This is a genomic window from Streptomyces sp. T39 (assembly GCF_008042045.1).
In the GTDB taxonomy this organism is placed as follows: domain Bacteria; phylum Actinomycetota; class Actinomycetes; order Streptomycetales; family Streptomycetaceae; genus Streptomyces.
Genome location: NZ_RDBP01000059.1, coordinates 20,011 through 37,891, shown reverse-complemented (window position 1 = coordinate 37,891; position 17,881 = coordinate 20,011). Strand labels below are relative to the sequence as shown.

Below are 17,881 nucleotides of genomic sequence, written 5' to 3'. Positions count from 1 at the left end.
CCGCTCCCGCGGCACGGGCGTGGGCTCGGCCAGGGACCGGCGGCCGAGCCCGCTTGTGGTGGGTGTGCTCACCCTGCTCACCAGCCCAGCTGGGAATAGGGGCGGCCTTCGGAGATCGCGCTGATGGCCGTCCGGGTGTACGGGACGATCCGGTCCGGGAGCTCGCGCGTCGGCCACCACTGCCAGGCCAGGCACTTGTGGGGCTCGCGAACCCCGGGGGTGCCCTCCCACCGGCGCGCCCGGAAGACGAGCTGCATCAGCGGCAGGCTGCCCGGGGCGTCAACGACGTGTGCGACGTGCACCAGCTCCACGTCCTCGGGATCGATGACCAGCCCCGCCTCCTCCCATGCCTCGCGGACCAGGCACGCGAGGGCGGACTCCTGCTCGCACCGCCCGGCGAGGTAGTGCCAGGTGTCGCCCGCGTACTTCGAGTCGGGGTGACGCAGACCGAGCAGCACCCGGCCTTCCGCGTCTTCGAGGTGGAGGTGTACTCCGATGCCGTTCAGCACCGTCCGGCTGCCCCCGTCCCACACCGCAGGAGTCGTGGCTGGCCCGTTGTCCGGAGGGTTCTCGGCCGCGTGCCGGCGAATCAGGCCCCGGGTGGCGGGACTCAGGCGCAGCCTGTCCAGCTCATCGGGCGCGAACCAGCGCAGCAGCACACCCTCGTACAGCGCGAGACGGTCCGGGTTGCCGCGCCACCTGCCGGTGAAGACCCGGACCGGGACGCTGAGGCCGTCGATGCTGGTTGCCTGCTGCGTGGCGTACGGCTCCGGGTCCTCAAGGCGGAGGTCGGGTACCTCCTCGGACAGCTCACGCAGCAGCGTGCCCTCAAGGTCCTGGTCGGCGTGGGTACGGCCGCCGCCGAGGAGGTCGAAGGCCCCCGACTGCCAGATGACTCCGGGCTTGTGGTCGCGCAGGTGAAGCAGGTATCGACCGGCCCCGTCGTGGATCAGCGCTGAAGCGTTCACCGGCTCGGGCCGGCCGTCCAGCCGTGCCGCGAGAAGTTTCGCGCGCAGCGCCGGCGAGGTGACCTCCGGCACGGCCAGCCACCGGGCGCCGGCCACCTCCGCCGCCTGCAGAGTGATCGTCGGCAGCTCTTCGCCGGCGAGGTAGAACACGTAGCGGAAGTCGTAGTGGCGGTGGGCCGGCTCGCCCCTGGACGAGGCGGCGGCGATGTCGTGGATGTCGATGTCGATCGGAGAGCCGAGCATCTGCCGGGTCAGGCACAGGGCCCCTGGCACGATCCCGACTTCCTCCCCCACCTCGCGCAGTGCCGCGGCGAGCAGTGTGCGGTCATGCGGCTCGATGTGGCCACCCGGGGTGAGCATGAGGCCGGTGGCCCGGTGCCGGATGTGCAGGACCCTGCCCTGGCGGTCGATCACGGAGGCGCTACACGTGACGTGAGCGGGGAGCGTGGCCCGGGCGGTCACGTCGGCGGGCCGGTCCAGGGCGGCGAGGAGTCCGGCCAGGGCATCATGCTCACCTGGATGACGGCCGAGGTACGCCTCGACAGTCTTGCGGATCGAGGAAGAGCTGGGGGACATGAGCGTCTCGCCTTCGACGTAGGGGCGGGGTGCTGCGGGGCCGGGCTGGTGGAGGTCGCGCGGGTGGGCGGCTCAGCTCGCCGTCACGTGGTCGAACCGGGCTGGGTGCCGCAGCGGCCTGGAGCATGCCGGTCGCCGGCGCGAGTGCGTACGAGCGTTGACGGTTGCGGTCCGGGGCGATGTCGGGGGAGTGGCGGGGCCGCGCCGGCTTGCGTGGCCCCGCGTTGGCCTCTGCTGGTGGCCGCGGGTCAGCGGTCCTGGGCGAGGGCGTACAGCTCGCCGAGCAAACTCCCCTCGATCGCGACGAGTTCGTCGAAGGAGCCCTGTTCCCGGATGCGGCCCTGGTCCAGGACGATCACCCGGTCGGCCATCCGTACGTTGTCCAGCCGGTGCGTCACCACCACGGTGATCCGGTCCGGGGCCATGTCCCGCAACTCCCGGAACATCTGGTGCTCCCCGCGGGCGTCCATCTCGCTGGTCGGCTCGTCCAGGACGAGGACGGCCGGCTGCCGGTACATCGCTCTCGCGCAGGCCAGCCTCTGCCACTGCCCTCCGGACAGTTCGTGGCCGCCCCAGACCGATCGGGCGAGCAGCGTCTCCAGCCGGTCGGGGAGGTCGCGCAGGGCCTTGGTCATGCCGACCCGCTCGGCTGCGTCCCAGATCCGCTCGTCGCCGTGCTCGCGGGGTTGCCCGAGAGTGATGTTCTCCCGGGCGGCGAGCGGCCAATGGCCGTTCTTCTGCGGGACCAGGCCCACATGCCGCCACACCGACTCCGCGTCGGCACCGGCCAGGTCGGTGTCGTCCCAGCGCACTGTGCCGTCGGTCGGTACGGTCAGTCCGGTGAGCATGCGGATCAGCGTGGACTTGCCGGCGCCGTTCTCCCCGACCAGGGCGACGACCTCGCCGCGGTTCAGGGTGAGCGTGATGGGCTGGACGGCCGCGGTGTCCTTGCTCGGGTAGGTGTAGGAGGCGCCTTCCATGCGAATCTGCTGCGGAGCCTTGGCCTGTGCGGTGCCGCGGGCCGTGGTCATGGCGCGGACCTCGTCGATGAACTCGTAGTAGTCGGAGAGGTAGAGGCCGTGGTGGAACATGACCGTCGAGTAGCGGATGATCGAGTTCAGGGCGCGGCCGGCGGTCTGCGAGGCGACGACTGCGGTGCCCGCGATCGCAGTCGTCATAGCGCCGGCGAGGACCAGCCCGGCGAGTGAGGCCCACATGCCGAGGGTGAACAGGCCGCCGAGCGAGGCTGCCAGCAGCGTGATCCGCAGATACGGGCGGGCGCCGGCGACTTCGCGCGTCTCGACACGGTCGCACATGGATCGGTACCAAAAGTGGAGGTAGCCGCGCATGGTGTTGGCCCGCAGTTCGTCGGCGAGCTCTGCCGTGGTCAGCCACCAGCGCATCATCCCGCGGACATTGCGGGCGGAGATCGTCTGGTCGTGGACGCGGTAGTCGACCCGAGCGGCGATCACGCCGCCGAGGCCGCGGGGGACGACGGACAGCAGCAGCACGACCAGGAGCAGGGGGTGCAAGGTGGTGAGCACCGCCGCTGCGGAGGCGAGCTGGATGAATCCGTTGGTGAGGGTCTTGGCGTCGTCGGCGAGATCGACGGCGCGGAGCGCGCCGATCTCCGCCGCCTGGCTCCGGTCGCCGAACCCTTCCGCGTCGTAGGCGGCGAGTTCGGCGCGCATGTGGAGATCGACGAGTTGCAGGTCCGCGGCGGAGGCGATCTTCGGGTTGAGACGCCGGGTCGCCCAGTCCGCGAGGATCCACATGGTCGCGCCGGTAGCCATCGCGAGCACGGCCACGGTCAGCGCCGGCCACGCGTGGGTCAGGCCCTGTCGGGGGTCGGCGACCATCAGCTGCGGCAGGGCCTCGGCGACCGCGCCGAGCATCACGGCCGTGCCGAGTCCGGACAGCAGCTGGCACACGACGATCGTCAGGGCCATTGGCCGGTCGACCTGCCAGGCCAGGCGAGCCGTCTGGAACAGCGCGGCGGGGATCCGGCGCGCCATCTCCCACAAGGTGGCATCATCCATCGCCCGCCGGTGCTTGCGCCCGTTGTAGTCGAGCTCCGGGGGCGCCGATGGCTGAGGAGCGCCCGCCCGAGCCGCCGGGAGGGACACCACCTCGCTGGAGCAACTCGCCTCGTCGCCTGCCGGGACGGTGCTCTTGTCGCGCGATGTCGTCATGCGAACACCCCCTCCGTCAGCCGGTCCAGGGAGCGCCGCCCGCGTGTGATGACCTCGGCATCGTCGAGCTGCGGCCCCCGGACCAGGCAACCCACCGCGTCGAGTGCCGCCAGGCCCATCACGGCGTGCTGTTTCCCGGGCATGACGTTGCGGCCGTAGCCCTGGAGACACGCAGCCCGCAGGTCGAGCCGATCGGTCCTGGTGGAGCAGGCCCTCAGCACGAAGTCCTGCATCGCGGTCGCGGGCCGGGACCTTTCGAAGTCGATCCCCCCGGCCCGCTGCCGGGTTCCCGACCACTTGGGGCTGCGGTTTGACGCGTCGCCGTGGATGTACGCGAGAGGCGGCAAGGCCCGCAGTGGCCCGGCCCCCTCCCGGACGAGTGTCTGTTCCGGCGCGGTCAGTCGGTCCCCGGCCGTCGCCAGATGCCCCTCGGCGCCTTCGACTAGGGCCTGCAGCGCCTGCTCGGCCTCGGCGCGGCGCGGACCGGACAGGTCGCCGGCCGCGGGGAAGCGGGCCAGCAGAGCACCGGCCTGCCGATGCGCCCGCGATTCCTGCGCAGGCGCGAGCGTTTGCTCCGTGAGTAGCCGCCCCGGGACAGCGGTCAGCAGCAGTGCCAGGTGTTCTGCGCTTGAGGCACGCAACTGTGGTGCGTCGCCGACGCCGAGGGCCGGTGCAGTACTTCTCAGAGCGAGCGTCTCACGCTCGTACAGGACGGCCTTGGGGGAGACCTTCAGGGAGAAGCGGACGGACCCGGGCAGGCCGAGCCGGCATGCGCGGGATCTCTCGCGCGGGTGGGAGATCTCCTGGCCCGAAAGCCGGGTACCGAGCACCCGGCTGGCCCACGAGAGAAGAGCGGGGGAGAGCGCGGTCGGGTCGGTCATGCCCCCCACCCCGATGACGGTCGTGATGCTGCGGCGAACAGGACGCGGCGCACGTCGACGGGCCGACGGAACGCGACGGCCTCGGCGGCCGCAGCAGGAGGGTTCTCGAGAACAGGGTGAAGAGGGACCAAGCGGACAGTATTCACGACGTCTCCTCGGTTGCGGGAAAGGGGTGGAGCACCTGACAGCAGGGCCGCGACGGGCAGCCGGGGGTGACGAGCCGAGTGAAGCTGGACACCGGGACGCGGACGGCTAGCACCGTCGGCCTGTGCGGCTTCTCTGCCTACGTCCGAATTCACACGTCCGGGGAAGGCAGCGGGCTGAAGCCCCGAGCGGCGGGTTGCATGACGCGTCGACAGCACCCATCTCCTTCGGCGTGGTGTGGCTGTGCTCTCCGGACGGACCCTTCCCCACGCCACTGACAATTCGCAGCAACCGGCATTGTGATCCGGTCATCCCGAACCTCACCGGCCACAGACGGCGGGCCGGACGGTAAGGGTCTTTGACCTGGATTGATGCCTGAAGAAAGGGTTCTTGAACTCTTCGGTCGCGCCCGGAATTCGGCGCCGGCGAGAGTGGCTCGATCTGGTTCTCGGCCGGGTGAGCGCGCGGAGCGTCACGCCCACGCGAGGCCGCGGCGGCGGCTGGCATCTGCACCTTCGACGCGGGCGGCGCACGCCCGGGTGGTGCTCGGGATCCAAGCCCGCGCCGGCAGATCGGCCGCGCAGGCGCTTGCCACGATCCGCGCACCATCGCCCCCGGGCGATGCGCACCACCCTTTCTGCGCTGCCGGGCCGCTGAGAAGATCGCGCGGCGCCGCCTCGCTCCCAGCGGGCCGGCTCACCCTCGCACCGAGGCTCCGCTGCGCCTGGTGGTGCATCCCGTACTGGATATCAGGTAATGGTCCGCCCGGCCGGAGCCTTGAGAACAGCTCCCGGCAGCCGGACAGGCCACCTTGAAGCCAGCCCGGCAGGACGCCGGTCAGTGGCAGAGCCACGACCACCGGAGCCCGAGTACCAGCATCAATGTCAGTGGCCGCGCCTAGCGTCCGGCCATGAGCATGATCGGTGAGTACTTCCGAGTGACAGCGGTCGAGCTGGAGCACTCGATGGGGAACTCGGACTGGGCCCTCGACCACATCGCGATCTGACCGAGGACGTCCCCCCCGTCATGGCCGTTGACAGCTCCAAAGCCAAGCTGAGCGACGCGATCACGAAGCCACTCGACGCTTTGATCCAAGACGGCGAGTACGGCGAGATGCTCGCCGATCGAGGGGGGCAGGACGGCGCCATCGCTGCGGCCCGAACCATCCGCAGCGCCCCGTAGGACTGGGTAGGAGCGTTTACGCCAGCCGTGCCCGCGGTCTGCTGGGCGAGGTGCGTTTTCGTCGTGGTGTTCATGGGCGACCTGGGCGATGGTGAGGATCCAGCTCATGCGGACTACCGGATCGTCGTCCACGGCCTGCCTGGAGTGAAGAGCTGAGCAGACACTCGCAATGCCGCTGGTTGCCGGCCTCGCGCGCGGGATGGAAGCTGCGCCGACGGGGGAGCCCTACCGCTGGCAGAGCTGGTTACGGGAGGGGCAGGCCGCGCAGGCGGTTGCCCGGTCCTGGCGCCCCACCCGCTGGGCGAGTCGGCATACGACTTGTGGACTCGGCCCGCCTCTCAGCCGCCGAATTCGGGCGGCTTCGTGCCCGGTCGCTCGGGTTCGCGGCGGTCACTCTCGACGCATCAGCGTCCGTCAGCCACCATGGGGGACATGTCCATGCCAGTAAGAGCAGCCCTCTCGTTCGTCGCCTTCAGTGCCCTCACCCTGGCCCTCGCAACTCCGGCAGGGGCGGAACCGACGGTCCCGGACCATGCGGTGATCATCTGTGACAGCGCAAGTTTCTACGCCAACTACGACAGCTCCACCGGCCCTGTCGGGCTCAAGCGCACACTCGAGCGTGGCAACAAGGTCGGACACACCCGCGGGGCTCACCCGGTGTACAACGGCTGGGCGGCGACGTTCGACTTCGGCCCCAACGACTGGGGCTTCGTGCGATGGGAGTGCCTCGGCGCCTTCGGATCATGGTGACGGTACGCCGCTCAACTCCAGCCAGCAGAATCGAGAGAGCCCATGATCCGCCTGCGAACCTCTGCCACAGTGGCACTCGCCCTGGCGGCGAGCCTCGCCGTCACGGCAACGCCGGCCTACTCCGCCGACGGTACGGTCGGCCAGCGGGAAACCGTCTGCGCGCAGGACCTCTTCGTCCGCGTCACGGCTCCCCACGGAGCATGGATGGGGACCCTGTATCGGGGCCAGACATTCCTCGTCGAGAAGGACAACGGCGATTGGGTGTACGGCTTCGCCTATGGGGACATCAACCGGCGCGGTTGGGTCCAGGACGGCTGGTTCTGCCCGTAGCCCCCCAGGACGATGCGGCGGGGCGGTGATCGGGGTCATCCTGCGGATCCTGGGGGCAGCGGGTCACGCGGTCGGTGGACGCCGTCACTGCTGGCAGGCGGCACAACTCCGCCGCGAATGCCGACCCCATCGCCACGGGCGGGCCGGAGCACTTCGTGAGGAGCAGGCCGTCGCGCAGCCGCGCGCGTACGGTGGGGGAGTCCCGGTCGGCGCGGTACGTGGTGCCGGGTTCGAAGGGGCCCTCGAACGACCAGTGCACGAAGCCGGTTTCCACCGACTCCGGCAGGTCGGCGTACTCGCAGTTGCCCGCGGCTCGGGGAAGGTCCATGCCCCGTGTGACCGTCAGCGCCCGCAGTTGCTCTCGGTCGGCAGCGAACCCTTGTTGACGAACGAGTACCTCGGATGCTGGACCTGGCCCCCGAAGGACCGGTCCTTCATGGGCACCCTGACCGGCGAAGAGTTCCGCTCCAGCCAACCCGCACGAGGGTCGAGGCGTGTGTGATGTGCTGGTACCAGCCCACGGAGCGGCGGACTCGTACTGGTCGCCAGGCCGCACTCGTTCTTCGCGCCCTGGAAGCGGCGGACGTGGTGCCCCTCTTGGCGAATCCGGTGTCGTCGTTGATCAGCGCCCCGCCGTCGGCCCCGAGACGGTCGGCGACGCAGGCCTGCGGGTCGTCGCGGATCTCGTCCGGGTCCCAGCGGCAGCGTGACAGCAGTTGCTGCAGGCCGTCCGGTATGGCGTGACCCGCGTGTTCGGCGAGCTGCCAGCTGTTCTCGCAGCCGACCCGGCCCAGGACTCAGCGGCCGCAGTCATGTGTTCGCCCGCCGCCGGGGTCCCGCCCGCGTACACCTGACGCCGACCCGCTGGACAAGATCAGCAAAATCGTTGTCCCAGGCGTTCCCTGATGCACGGTCGCTCACATCGGCGCATTGCCCGGAGCGCACTGTCAAACATGCGGGCGTGGGCACCCGTTGGCGGGACGGTCCGCGAAAGTCCAGCCCAAATCCGGTTCACAGCACTACACTCCCCACGCTCAGGCCCTTGACCAGAGAAAACGGAGAAGCGTTACTGGAGTGCCAAGTCGCTGTCCGCTTCTGGCTGTGGGGAGGGCGATCAAAGGGGTTCGGCTTCAGTGAGTGCGTGTTGCCTGCGGCTGTGGGTCCTGCCTCGTCGACTGACCGGCTTCGTCGGCTTCCTCCCGCAGTTTGCGGGCTCGTTCGGCCGGGTCATAGTTCGGCCCGACACCGTCGATCAGCAGCAGGTCGCCTTCGATGTGGTCGGTACGCAGGTGCAGGATCGTCTGGTAGGCGGGAGAGTCGTACCAGGCGCGGGCTTCGGCCAGACCGGGGAACTCGATCAGCACCATGCTGCCAGGCCAGTTGCCCTCTATGACTTCCGCCGGAGGACCGTGGATGACGAAGCGGCCTGCGAAGGGGTCGAGGGTCGCCTGCATGCGCTCCAGATACTCGATGACGTCGTAGTGATTCCGGCGGCTACGGAGATGTGCGAAGCCGTAAGAGGGCATCACGGGGCTCCTTCGTCCTGAGGGGTGATGGCCGCCAACGTAGATGAGCGCCCTTGAAAGGGCGATTACCTCGGCGGTAATCGTGGGGAGCGGTCCGCGATGAGACGCTGCACACCGGCGCCCACTCCCGGCCGCAGTGCTCTCCGTACGCCGCCGCCGTGCCGCGATCCCATTGCGGAGGTCCTGCTCCCGGGCTTGGACGCTCTCGTGGACGCCCCGCCGTATCTGTTGGTTCATCAGCTTGGCGAACCACCGCTCCACCAGGTCGAGCCGGGTGACCCGGTCGGTGTGCAATGAGGGCGGAGCCGAGGGGGAGCCAGTAGCCAGGTCTTGACGGCCGGGGTCTTGTGGGTGGTGTAGTTGTCGAGCACCAGGTGGATTGCGAGGCCGGCCTGGCCTTCCTTGTCGAGCTTGACGAGGAACTTCTCGAACTCTTCGGCCCGGTGGCGCCGGTGCAGCGGATGCCCACAGCTGAAGCCGCCCTGCTCCCACACCGGGCGCCCGGCTCGCGTATGCAACCCTGGGCGGACCCGCCCCCTTCCGCAGTCGTACGGACAACTACCGCTCACGAGTGACGAGTTGGCAGGTGAGGCCGCCTACCGTTCGATCCCATGAACCTACGACGTGGCGGCACCGCCTGCACCCTGCTCGGCCTGACGCTCACCTTCGCCCCCGCGGGTCCGGGTGTCGCCTCGGCCGCCCCCGCGCCCCTGCCCGTCTCCTCCGCCCGCCACACGTCGGAAGCGGGGATCGAGCTGCCGCGGCCCGCGGGCCGGTACGCGGTCGGGACGCGCACCCTGCACCTGTCCGACGACCGGCGCCGCGACCCGTGGGTGCCCTCGGCTCCCAGAGAACTGGTGGTGTCGGTCCACTATCCCGCCCGTGCCGGAACGGGCTCTGCGGCGGCCTACATGACGCCGGAGGAGGCCCGGCTGCTGCTGGAGGCGCGGGGCCTGGCCGGTGCCGTGCCCGCCGAGGCCGTCAGCGGTGTACGGACCCACGCACGGGCGGACGCCCGTCCCGCGTCCGGCCGCTTCCCGATGGTGCTGCTCTCACCGGGCTTCTCGATGCCGCGCACCACGCTCACCACCCTGGCGAACGACCTGGCGAGCCGCGGCTACGTCGTGGCCGCCGTGGACCACGCCTACGAATCCGTCGGCACGGCCTTCCCGGGTGGACGTGTGCTCACCTGCCGTGCGTGCGGGACGGTCGCCACCGACCAGGAGCGGGCGCAGGTGGCCGTCGGCCGAGCCCATGACCTCTCGTTCGTCATCGACCGGTTGACGACGACCCGGGCATCGTCCGGCACGGCCCACGGACACAGCGGCCTCCCCCTCGCCCGCATGATCGATCCCCGGCGGATCGGGGTGGCAGGCCACTCCATCGGGGGTGCGGCCGCCGCAGCGGTCATGCAGCACGACCCGCGTGTGCGCGCCGGCGTGAACCTGGACGGCAACTTCCTCACCCCCCTGCCGGGGGCGGGCATGGCAGGGCGGCCGTTCATGATGATGGGCACCTCCGCCACCCACGGCCCCGCCGCCCCGGAAAGCGACTGGCACGACGCCTGGATGCGCCTGGACGGATGGAAGCGCTGGCTGACGGTCGCCGGGGCCGAGCACTTCACCTTCACGGACCTGCCGGTCCTGGCCGACCGGCTGGGCCTCTCCGACCCAGCGGCGCCGCTCTCGGGCGAGCGCTCGTGGCTGCTCACACGGGACTACACAGCTGCCTTCTTCGACACACACCTGCGCGGCATGGCACGCCCGCTGCTCGACGGCCCCTCTGCTGACCGCCCGGAGGTCCAATTTCCCCGTATGTGACGGTGGGGGCCGGTTGCATCTGTCCGGTCGCAGGTGAGTGGCCGCAAGCGTTGGATGGACGCAAGCGGCTCCGTGCGGGCGCCGTCCTCCTTTGGCAGCCGACGGCACTCGTGTCGACGCAACAGTGCGGACCGGTTGGCAGGGCGAGTGAAGGGGACGCACTCGCACGGCACCTGAGCCCGTGCTCTGGGGTCGTCGCCCTCGACAACGGTCACCGCGCAGGCGCGTCCCGCTGGACGGCGGCTCTCCCCGAGGACTGGGTCCCGGGCAGGACTGCGGCGGCCGAGCGCCACGTCGCCGCCCTCCTCGCGAGCGGCGGCACCGAGAACCGCCGGGCGACGAGATCCCGGGGTGCCGAACTGCATGCTGCCGCCTTCGACGCGGCCACCGGAGCGCTCCTGTGGTCCGGCCGGCTCGGGGCGCGGCGCCTCGTCCCCTGTGGCTCGCTGGTCGTACGTCGCCAACGTGCGGAGCGCGACGACGAGGCCGTGCAGGGGAAGAGGGTGCTCCCTGGAACCGGCTCGCAGGTGTCGCGGCATCCGTTTCCGACGGGTCCGCGTTCCAGCAGTCCGGAGCACCGGCGCTGTCTGCGCAGACGTGGGAATGAGACGGTTCTGCGTCCTCCGGCGCCGCCGGGCAACGAGGCCGGCGGATGCAGCGTCACCTTTCCCGTGTGCGGGACGTCAGAGTGGCGATGCTGTCGGAGAAGGGCCTGTGATCATGAATCCCCCTGAGTTTCTTGCTGTGCGGTTCGAGGAGCACCGGCCGCATCTTCGTGCGGTGGCGTACCGCATGCTCGGTTCCCTGACCGAGGCGGACGACGCCATCCAGGAGGCATGGCTGCGCCTGGCGGGCTCCGACGACCGCAAGATCGACAACCTCGGCGGTTGGCTGACGACCGTGATCGGCCGTGTGTGTCTCGACATGCTCCGTGCCCGCAAGCGGCGCGGTGAGGAGTCGATCGATTCGAGGCTGCCCGATCCGGTGATCAGCCACGACGACAGGGCCGACCCCGAGCAGCAGGCACTGCTGGCGGACTCGGTCGGGCTGGCCCTGCTGGTGGTGCTGGAGTCGCTCAGCCCGGCGGAGCGACTGGCCTTCGTGCTGCACGACATGTTCGGGCTGTCGTTCGAGGAGATCGCGCCGATCGTCGACCGCACACCCGCGACGGCCAAGAAGCTGGCCAGCCGGGCGCGTCTGCGGGTCCGGGGGACGACACCGCCCCCGGATCCGGACCGGGCCGATCAACGCCGGGTGGTGGACGCCTTCCTGAGCGCCGCCCGAGGCGGCGACTTCGACGCGCTGCTGGCCCTCCTCGACCCGGACGTGGTGCTGCGCGCGGACGGCGGTGCTCTCACCGGTGGTCTGCGGACCATCCGCGGCGCGTCCGCGGTGGCCGGGCAGCTCGACACCTTCCAGCGGATGGCCACCGCCGCCACCACACGCCCGGCACTCGTCAACGGCTTCGCCGGTCTGGTCAACACGCTCGACGGTCAACCGCTGTCCGTCATGAGCTTCACCATCACCGGTGGCAGGATCGCCGCCATCGACATCCTGTCCGACCCCCGACGCCTGGCCCACCTCGACCTCGCGTCCACCGAGGGCTGACTCCTCGACAGCCGGCCCCCGTCCCGATGACTGTGCGTCCTCGGGGCGGGGGCCCGTGTCGTTGGTGCGCGTGCGGCACCGGTCGCACAACAGGCCGAAAAAGTCCGCGCCGGCCGGTCACCTTCGCGCCGGGGGCGTCGTCAGTGCAGTGAAGCAACCGATGAAGCGGACCCGGAAGCCCGCACCGACCAGAAGGACACACCCATGACCACGATGCCGAGCAGCCTCGCCGCCCTCACCTCCCGGTTCTCCGACCCGCAGCAGCTGGTTCCCGAACTCGGCGACGTCAGCACCGCCCTGTTCAAGATCACCGGGAACGGGGCGGTGCCCCGGAGCACCGTCACCCTGGTCCACCTCCGCGCCGGGCAGCTCACCGGGAACACCTACCTGACCGTGATGCACACCGCGAACGCGCGCCGCGCGGGCGTGCCGGAGGAGAAGATCGCCGCCGTCGCCTCCTGGAAGGACGCCCCCTACTTCACCGCCGCCGAGCGGGTGGCCCTGGAGATCGTGGAAGCCGTCCTCACCCCCGCCGGGCGCGGCGAGCGCGTCCCCGACGACCTGTACGCGCGGGCGGCCGAGCACTACGACGACAGGGCGCTGGCCACCCTCGCCATGGCGATCGGGCAGGTCAACTTCTTCATCCCCCTCGCACTGATCGGCAAGCCTCTGCCCGGCGTCTCCATGGCCGAGCAGTGGCGCACCGCCCCGGCCGGCTGACCACGGCACAGCCCACGCGGGCGCGGCAGGCCATCACCAGGATGCGCCGCCGGGCCCGCTCCCGACCACTGCCCACCCGCCCGTCACCACACTGCGCGAAGGAATCACGTCCCGCCATGACTTCACCCGAGGCCAGCCCGCCTGCGCTCACCCACGCCGGACCCGACCCCACCAACGCCCCGGCCGCCGGCCCTGCCGTCTGGCAGGGCGCGTGGACCACCCCGGTCATGCGGCCCTCCGCCGCGCCCTGGTTCGAGACATGGGCCGAGGAGGGCTTCACCGACCAGTCGCTCCGCCAGGTCGTCCGCCTCCACACCGGCGGCACCCGGATCAGAATCCGCCTCTCCAACGCCTACGGCGAGGCACCCCTGCACGTCACGGGCGCCGGCATCGGCCGCACCGCAGGCGCAGCGGCCGTGCACCCGGACAGCATGCGCACCCTGCGCTTCAACGGCTCCTCCTCCACCACCGTCCCCGCAAAGGGACGCGTCGTCAGCGACCCCGTCGCCCTGCCCACCGAACCGCTCGAACAGCTCACCATCACCCTGTACTTCAAGGAGGCCACCGGCCCAGCCACTTACCATCAGCTGTCCATGGCCACCACCTACCGGGCAGCCGGCGACCACCACCGCGACCCGTCCGCCACCGCCTACACCGACACGGTCCAACCCGCCTACGGATCCTGGTACTACCTCGAAGGCGTGGAGACCTCCGGCACCCACCGCCTGCCCCGCGCGGTCGTCACCTTCGGCGACTCGATCACCGACGGGTTCGGTGCGACCATCGACGGCGACGACCGCTACCCCGACCTCCTCGCCCGACGCCTGCTCGCCGCCGGCCGCCCCCGCCCGGTCCTGAACGCCGGCATCGGCTCCAACAAGCTGCTCACCGACATGCCCCTCGGCGGTGACGCCGGCATCGCGCGGTTCACCCGGGACGTCCTGGACCAACCCCGCGTCGGCACGGTCGTCGTGCTCATCGGCATCAACGACATCCAGCACATCGACGACCCGGTGAGCGGCATCGAGGACGACTCACCCCCGGCAACCGCCCGGCAGTTGATCGACGGGCACCGCACACTGATCCGCGCCGCCCACGCCCGTGGGGTGAAGGCCGTCGGAGCCACGCTCACTCCCTTCCGGGGCGCGGCGGGCTGGACGCCCGCAGGCGAAGCGATCCGCGGGCGGCTGAACGAGTGGATCAGCACCAGCGGCGCCTACGACGCCGTCGTCGACTTCGCGCACGCCCTGGACCCCGGCGGAACCGGCCGCATCCGCGACGACCTGCACATCGGCGACCACCTCCACCCCAGCCCCGACGGATACCGCGCCATGGCCGACGTCGTCGACGTCGCCGTACTGGATCAGTGAAGCAGCCCGCCGCGGCAGCCGACGGCGGCCCTGGGGGAGGGGCTGAGGGCATCGAACTCGGCAGGCTCGCAGTGGTCATGTGGTGCGACGTCGCATCCGCCCTGTCCCTCAGGGAACAGCTGCGGTAAGAGAAGACTGCGGCCAGCCAACTGGCCGGAGTTACACCGCCCCTATGACGAGGGCGTGTCTTCCCGACACAAGTGGGGCAACCGCTGCCGTGTCTGCCAAGCGAGCAGCGCGGACTCAGGACCCGGCGTACCAGCCACCCGCGCCGCTGCCTTCCGAGGGGTCGAACGACTGGTGCAGTCCCAGCAGAGCGGCCACCAGCCGGGGGTCCCAACTGCCGTCCAGGACCCGGTACTCGTCCGCGACGCCCCGGAAGACAAGGTGCGCCCGGCGTGCGGAGTCGCGCCATGTCACCCGGCGTGGCTTGCCGAAGCCGTCGTCGCCCTCGCCGAGCAGGGACAGGATGAGCCATACCAGGCTCACGGGCAGGCCGATGGGCCACCACACCGCCCACCAGAAAAGGCGCCCGCGGAAGCCTCGCACGGAGTGCCCCGCCGCCGACTCGACGGTCCAGCGTGCGCGGGCGCCGCGCAGGGCGCTACCGGGTCGGTACGTGATCCGGCCCAGCGGGGCACCGTACGGGTCGTCGACGCGGTACACGGCGGGGCGCCCACCCGCACGTGAGCCCGTCTCCTGCGTCGACACTCGCGCGATCGCGGTGTGACCTTCACCGACGACATCGAAGGACCGGTCCGAGGGATCCGCGACTCCGTTGCCGTCCGCGACGCGGCAGAGCAACCCGACGGCGACATCCCCCTCCCGTCCCACGCCGTCGCCACGGCGCACGACGACCGGCGAGGACGCCCCGTACCGCACGTTGTACGTCATCCGCCCCTGAGTCACGCTGTGTCCCCTTGCCCTGCCCTGCCCTGCCTTGCCGTACGGCGGCGCTTCCGCCTTTCATGATCCCACGCGCCGTTCACAGGCCCCGGGGACCGCCTCGACGGGGGAGTGCGGGGCGACAGCAGGGGACGTCGTCGCCCGTGACACCACCGATGTGCTGTGGCTCTACCAGGACAAAGGCGCCGGACGTGATCGCCCGGGCAGGCCACCGGCGCCGTACATGCCACGGGTTCGATGGGATGACAGCGCTGGCGACTTCTCTGTGCTGGCGAACCAGCGGTCTTCTGCCACTGGAGGAAGTCCTCCCTGCCCCTGTTCAGGGGGCGAAGGCTCTGAGGCTCGCCTCGACGAGGGAGTCGGCGTATGCGGCGGTGAGCGGGGCGCTGCGATGCAGCCACCGCTGGAACAGGGGCGCGTACAGGACTTCGAGGACCAGGTCGAGATCTGCGCCGGGGTCGAGCTGGCCCGCTTCCTGGGCGCTGCGCAGGCGTGCCTTCTTGGCTTCGTCCAGCGGCCGGGCCAGCTTGTCCTGGTACTCGGCCGCCAGCGCCGGGTCGTTGGCGATCTCGGTGTTGAGCGCGCGGATGAGCCGGTCGAAGGCGGGATCGGCGAACTCCTCCGCCGTTGCGCGCATGACGAGTTTGAGGTCCGCCTCGAGGTCGCCGGTGTCCGGCAGCGCGAGGGACTGCCCGTCGGCGTTCTCGCTCAGAGCCAGCAGTGCGGCGAAGACGACCGCGCTCTTCGACGGCCACCGCCGGTAGATCGTCTGCTTGCCGACGCCGGCCCGGGCGGCGATGGCCTCGACCGTGACCTTCTCGTATGCCTCTTCCGCGACCAGTTCGCGGGTCGCCGCGAGGATCGCCTGCCGGGACCGTTCCTTGCGCCGGGAGTGGTCCGGCCCCTTCTCGATGGCCATGGGAGCAGCCTAGCCCGGATCAGAAACAAGACGGTCCGTCTTGCGTGCAGCCCCGCTGGTGTCCTAAGCTTCAGGAAACGAGACGATCCGTTTACTTTACTGAGGGTGGGATTCGTGACGGAACCGAAAGTCTGGCTCATCACCGGGGCGTCCCGAGGCCTGGGCAGGGCCTTCACCGAGGCCGCCCTGGCGGACGGCCACCAAGTGGTAGCCGTCGCCCGCAACGTCGAACCCCTGGAAGATCTCGCCGGGAAGTACCCCGGCCGCCTGCTGGCGTTCCCGATGGACGTCGCCGACCGCCGAGGCGTGTTCGAGGGCGTGGAGCGGGCGGCGGCTGCGTTCGGCAGGCTCGACGTCGTCGTCAACAACGCCGGCGGATTGCTCTACGGCATGGTGGAGGAGGCCACGGAGGAGCAGATCCGCGCGCACCTCGACGTGAACTTCTTCGGCGCAGTGTGGGTGGCCCAGGCGGTCCTTCCCCACCTGCGCGCCCAGGGTGGCGGACGGCTCCTGCAGGTCACCTCGATGGGCAGTGGCGGCGGCATGGCCACCGTCGGCTTCTACGGCGCGGGCAAGGCCGCGCTGGACTCCGTCAGCGAGGCCCTCTCCATGGAAGTCGAACGCTTCGGCATCAAGGTCACCAACGTGCAGATGGGCGGCTACAACACCGGCCTGTTCACCACCGGCACCACCGCGACCGAAGCTCTGCCGCACTACCGGACCCTGCGCACCGAGATGGAGGAGATGTGGGGCGACACCACCGGCCCCGAGCCGGAGACCGCCGCTCCGGTCATCCTGGAACTGGCCGCCCTCCCGGACCACTCCCGGCGCAAGGAACGGTCCCGGCAGGCGATCCTCGCGGCGACCCGCGAACTGGTCGCGGAAGAGGCATACGAGAAGGTCACGGTCGAGGCCATCGCCGCCCGGGCCGGCGTCGGCAAGCAGACGATCTACCGGCGGTGGCCGTCGAAGAGGCGGCCTAGGTGTATTGACCCGCAGGGTTGTTGACGCGGGTGATGGGCGGCTGTCCGTCGAGTGCGGTGTGGCAGCGGTGGTGGTTGTAGGTGTGGAGGAAGTCTGCCGGTGCCGTTGTCCGCTCGGTGTTCGAGGTGTAGGGCCGTAGGTAGGCCCATTCGTCGAGCAGGGTGCGGTTGAAGCGTTCGACCTTGCCGTTGGTCTGCGGCCGGTAGGGCCGGGTCCTCTTGTGGGTGATGCCGGCCGCGGCCAGCGTCTGGGTGAACAGCCTGGACTTGTAACAGGAGCCGTTGTCGGTCAGGACCCGTTCGACGGTGATGCCGTGGGCGGCGAAGAAGGCGTTCGCCCGCTGCCAGAAGCCGGCGGCGGTCTCCTTGCGCTCGTCGGTGAGGACCTCGCTGTAGGCCAGGCGGGAGTAGTCGTCGACGGCGGAGTGGACGAACGAGTAGCCGATCACCGGCTTGCAGCTGCGGCGTCGGTCGGTGGTGGCGAGTTTGTTGTCCATCGCCTGTCGGCGGTCCATGATCTTGTGTCCGCCGCCGTCGGGGATATTGCCGAGCTTTTTGATGTCGACGTGGACGAGTTCGCCCGGCCGGGCGCGTTCGTGGCGGCGGACGATTGCCCCGGTAGGCCGGTCCAGCCAGGCGAGGCGGTTGAGGCCGTGGCGGGTCAGGATGCGGTGCACGGTCGAGGCGGGGAGGCCCAGGACCGGTCCGATGCGGGCTGGGCCGAGCTTGCGGTCGGTCCGCAGTCGGCAGACTTGGGCCTCGACCGCGGGCGAGGTGCGGTGGGGTGTGGTTCGGGGCTTGCTGGAACGGTCGTGCAGGCCGGCCTCACCCTCGGCCCGCCAGCGGCGGATCCACTTGTGCGCCGTGGGCCGCGATATGCCCATCTCGGCCGCCACATGCGCGACGGGGCGGCCGGACAGGACGCGTTCGACCAGGATCCGTCTGCCGTGAACGGTCAAACGGGCATTACGGTGGGACACGAAGACCTCCGTGCGGTGCAGTCCTA

General features: G+C 70.4%; 17 protein-coding genes. 9 read left to right on the top strand and 8 right to left on the bottom strand.

Features of this window, described 5'->3' with window-relative positions:
* Positions 1–77: 77 nt before the first annotated feature.
* The 3 genes from EAO77_RS34510 to EAO77_RS34500 form a co-directional block, all read right to left on the bottom strand.
* Positions 78–1,544 carry an NUDIX domain-containing protein gene (locus tag EAO77_RS34510; protein WP_147992269.1) on the bottom strand — a complete coding sequence of 489 codons (1,467 nt, stop codon included), beginning with the start codon at positions 1,542–1,544 and terminating at the stop codon, positions 78–80.
* Positions 1,545–1,792: 248 nt separating this feature from the next.
* Positions 1,793–3,736: an ATP-binding cassette domain-containing protein gene (locus tag EAO77_RS34505; protein WP_261994283.1), complete on the bottom strand. Its 1,944-nt coding sequence runs from the start codon at positions 3,734–3,736 to the stop codon at positions 1,793–1,795.
* A complete protein-coding gene (locus tag EAO77_RS34500; protein WP_147992268.1) occupies positions 3,733–4,617 on the bottom strand; it encodes a phosphotransferase in 885 nt (294 codons plus the stop codon). The genes EAO77_RS34505 and EAO77_RS34500 overlap by 4 nt, the downstream gene beginning before the upstream one ends.
* Before the next feature lie 1,054 nt (positions 4,618–5,671).
* Between EAO77_RS34500 and EAO77_RS39545 the strand changes: the two genes are divergently transcribed.
* The 4 genes from EAO77_RS39545 to EAO77_RS34490 all read left to right on the top strand — a co-directional run bounded on the left by EAO77_RS39545 (position 5,672) and on the right by EAO77_RS34490 (position 7,023).
* Positions 5,672–5,767: a YfbM family protein gene (locus EAO77_RS39545; RefSeq protein ID WP_222723733.1), complete on the top strand. Its 96-nt coding sequence runs from the start codon at positions 5,672–5,674 to the stop codon at positions 5,765–5,767.
* A 20-nt stretch (positions 5,768–5,787) separates the two neighbouring features.
* Positions 5,788–5,943, top strand: coding sequence for a hypothetical protein (locus EAO77_RS39060; RefSeq protein ID WP_187283540.1), 156 nt, complete (start codon positions 5,788–5,790; stop codon positions 5,941–5,943).
* A gap of 432 nt (positions 5,944–6,375) precedes the next feature.
* Entirely contained in the window at positions 6,376–6,693 is a 318-nt protein-coding gene (locus EAO77_RS34495; protein ID WP_147992267.1) for a hypothetical protein, read from the top strand.
* 69 nt (positions 6,694–6,762) lie between these two features.
* Positions 6,763–7,023, top strand: a complete 261-nt coding sequence (locus EAO77_RS34490; RefSeq protein WP_222723732.1) for a hypothetical protein — start codon at positions 6,763–6,765, stop codon at positions 7,021–7,023.
* A gap of 1,130 nt (positions 7,024–8,153) precedes the next feature.
* On the opposite strand, the gene EAO77_RS34485 is transcribed toward EAO77_RS34490, so the two are convergent.
* Both EAO77_RS34485 and EAO77_RS34480 read right to left on the bottom strand, forming a co-directional pair.
* The gene (locus EAO77_RS34485) at positions 8,154–8,549 is read right to left on the bottom strand and encodes a DUF1330 domain-containing protein (protein ID WP_147992313.1); all 396 of its coding nucleotides are present in this window, start codon (positions 8,547–8,549) and stop codon (positions 8,154–8,156) included.
* Positions 8,550–8,785: 236 nt separating this feature from the next.
* A complete protein-coding gene (locus EAO77_RS34480; RefSeq protein WP_261994282.1) occupies positions 8,786–9,067 on the bottom strand; it encodes a transposase in 282 nt (93 codons plus the stop codon).
* Between the two features lie 93 nt (positions 9,068–9,160).
* On the opposite strand from EAO77_RS34480, the gene EAO77_RS34475 reads away from it, so the two are divergent.
* The 4 genes from EAO77_RS34475 (at position 9,161) to EAO77_RS34460 (ending at position 14,067) form a co-directional block, all read left to right on the top strand.
* Positions 9,161–10,369 carry an alpha/beta hydrolase family protein gene (locus tag EAO77_RS34475; RefSeq protein WP_147992265.1) on the top strand — a complete coding sequence of 403 codons (1,209 nt, stop codon included), beginning with the start codon at positions 9,161–9,163 and terminating at the stop codon, positions 10,367–10,369.
* 720 nt (positions 10,370–11,089) lie between these two features.
* Positions 11,090–11,977 (top strand): sigma-70 family RNA polymerase sigma factor, encoded by an 888-nt coding sequence (locus EAO77_RS34470; RefSeq protein ID WP_147992264.1) that lies wholly within the window; start codon positions 11,090–11,092, stop codon positions 11,975–11,977.
* Between the two features lie 204 nt (positions 11,978–12,181).
* Positions 12,182–12,697 carry a carboxymuconolactone decarboxylase family protein gene (locus EAO77_RS34465; RefSeq protein ID WP_147992263.1) on the top strand — a complete coding sequence of 172 codons (516 nt, stop codon included), beginning with the start codon at positions 12,182–12,184 and terminating at the stop codon, positions 12,695–12,697.
* Positions 12,698–12,813: 116 nt separating this feature from the next.
* Complete coding sequence (locus tag EAO77_RS34460) at positions 12,814–14,067, top strand: SGNH/GDSL hydrolase family protein (protein WP_147992262.1); 1,254 nt, start codon at positions 12,814–12,816, stop codon at positions 14,065–14,067.
* A gap of 243 nt (positions 14,068–14,310) precedes the next feature.
* Here EAO77_RS34460 and EAO77_RS34455 read toward each other — a convergent pair whose 3' ends face one another.
* Together EAO77_RS34455 and EAO77_RS34450 are read right to left on the bottom strand one after the other, a co-directional pair.
* Positions 14,311–14,976, bottom strand: coding sequence for a hypothetical protein (locus EAO77_RS34455; RefSeq protein WP_147992261.1), 666 nt, complete (start codon positions 14,974–14,976; stop codon positions 14,311–14,313).
* Positions 14,977–15,292: 316 nt separating this feature from the next.
* Positions 15,293–15,892, bottom strand: a complete 600-nt coding sequence (locus tag EAO77_RS34450) for a TetR/AcrR family transcriptional regulator (protein ID WP_147992260.1) — start codon at positions 15,890–15,892, stop codon at positions 15,293–15,295.
* A 114-nt stretch (positions 15,893–16,006) separates the two neighbouring features.
* Between EAO77_RS34450 and EAO77_RS34445 the strand changes: the two genes are divergently transcribed.
* Positions 16,007–16,900, top strand: a complete 894-nt coding sequence (locus tag EAO77_RS34445; protein ID WP_147992259.1) for an SDR family NAD(P)-dependent oxidoreductase — start codon at positions 16,007–16,009, stop codon at positions 16,898–16,900.
* Here the strand turns inward: EAO77_RS34445 and EAO77_RS34440 are convergent.
* Positions 16,872–17,855 carry an IS481 family transposase gene (locus EAO77_RS34440; RefSeq protein WP_147992258.1) on the bottom strand — a complete coding sequence of 328 codons (984 nt, stop codon included), beginning with the start codon at positions 17,853–17,855 and terminating at the stop codon, positions 16,872–16,874. The genes EAO77_RS34445 and EAO77_RS34440 overlap by 29 nt on opposite strands.
* Positions 17,856–17,881: the final 26 nt, after the last annotated feature.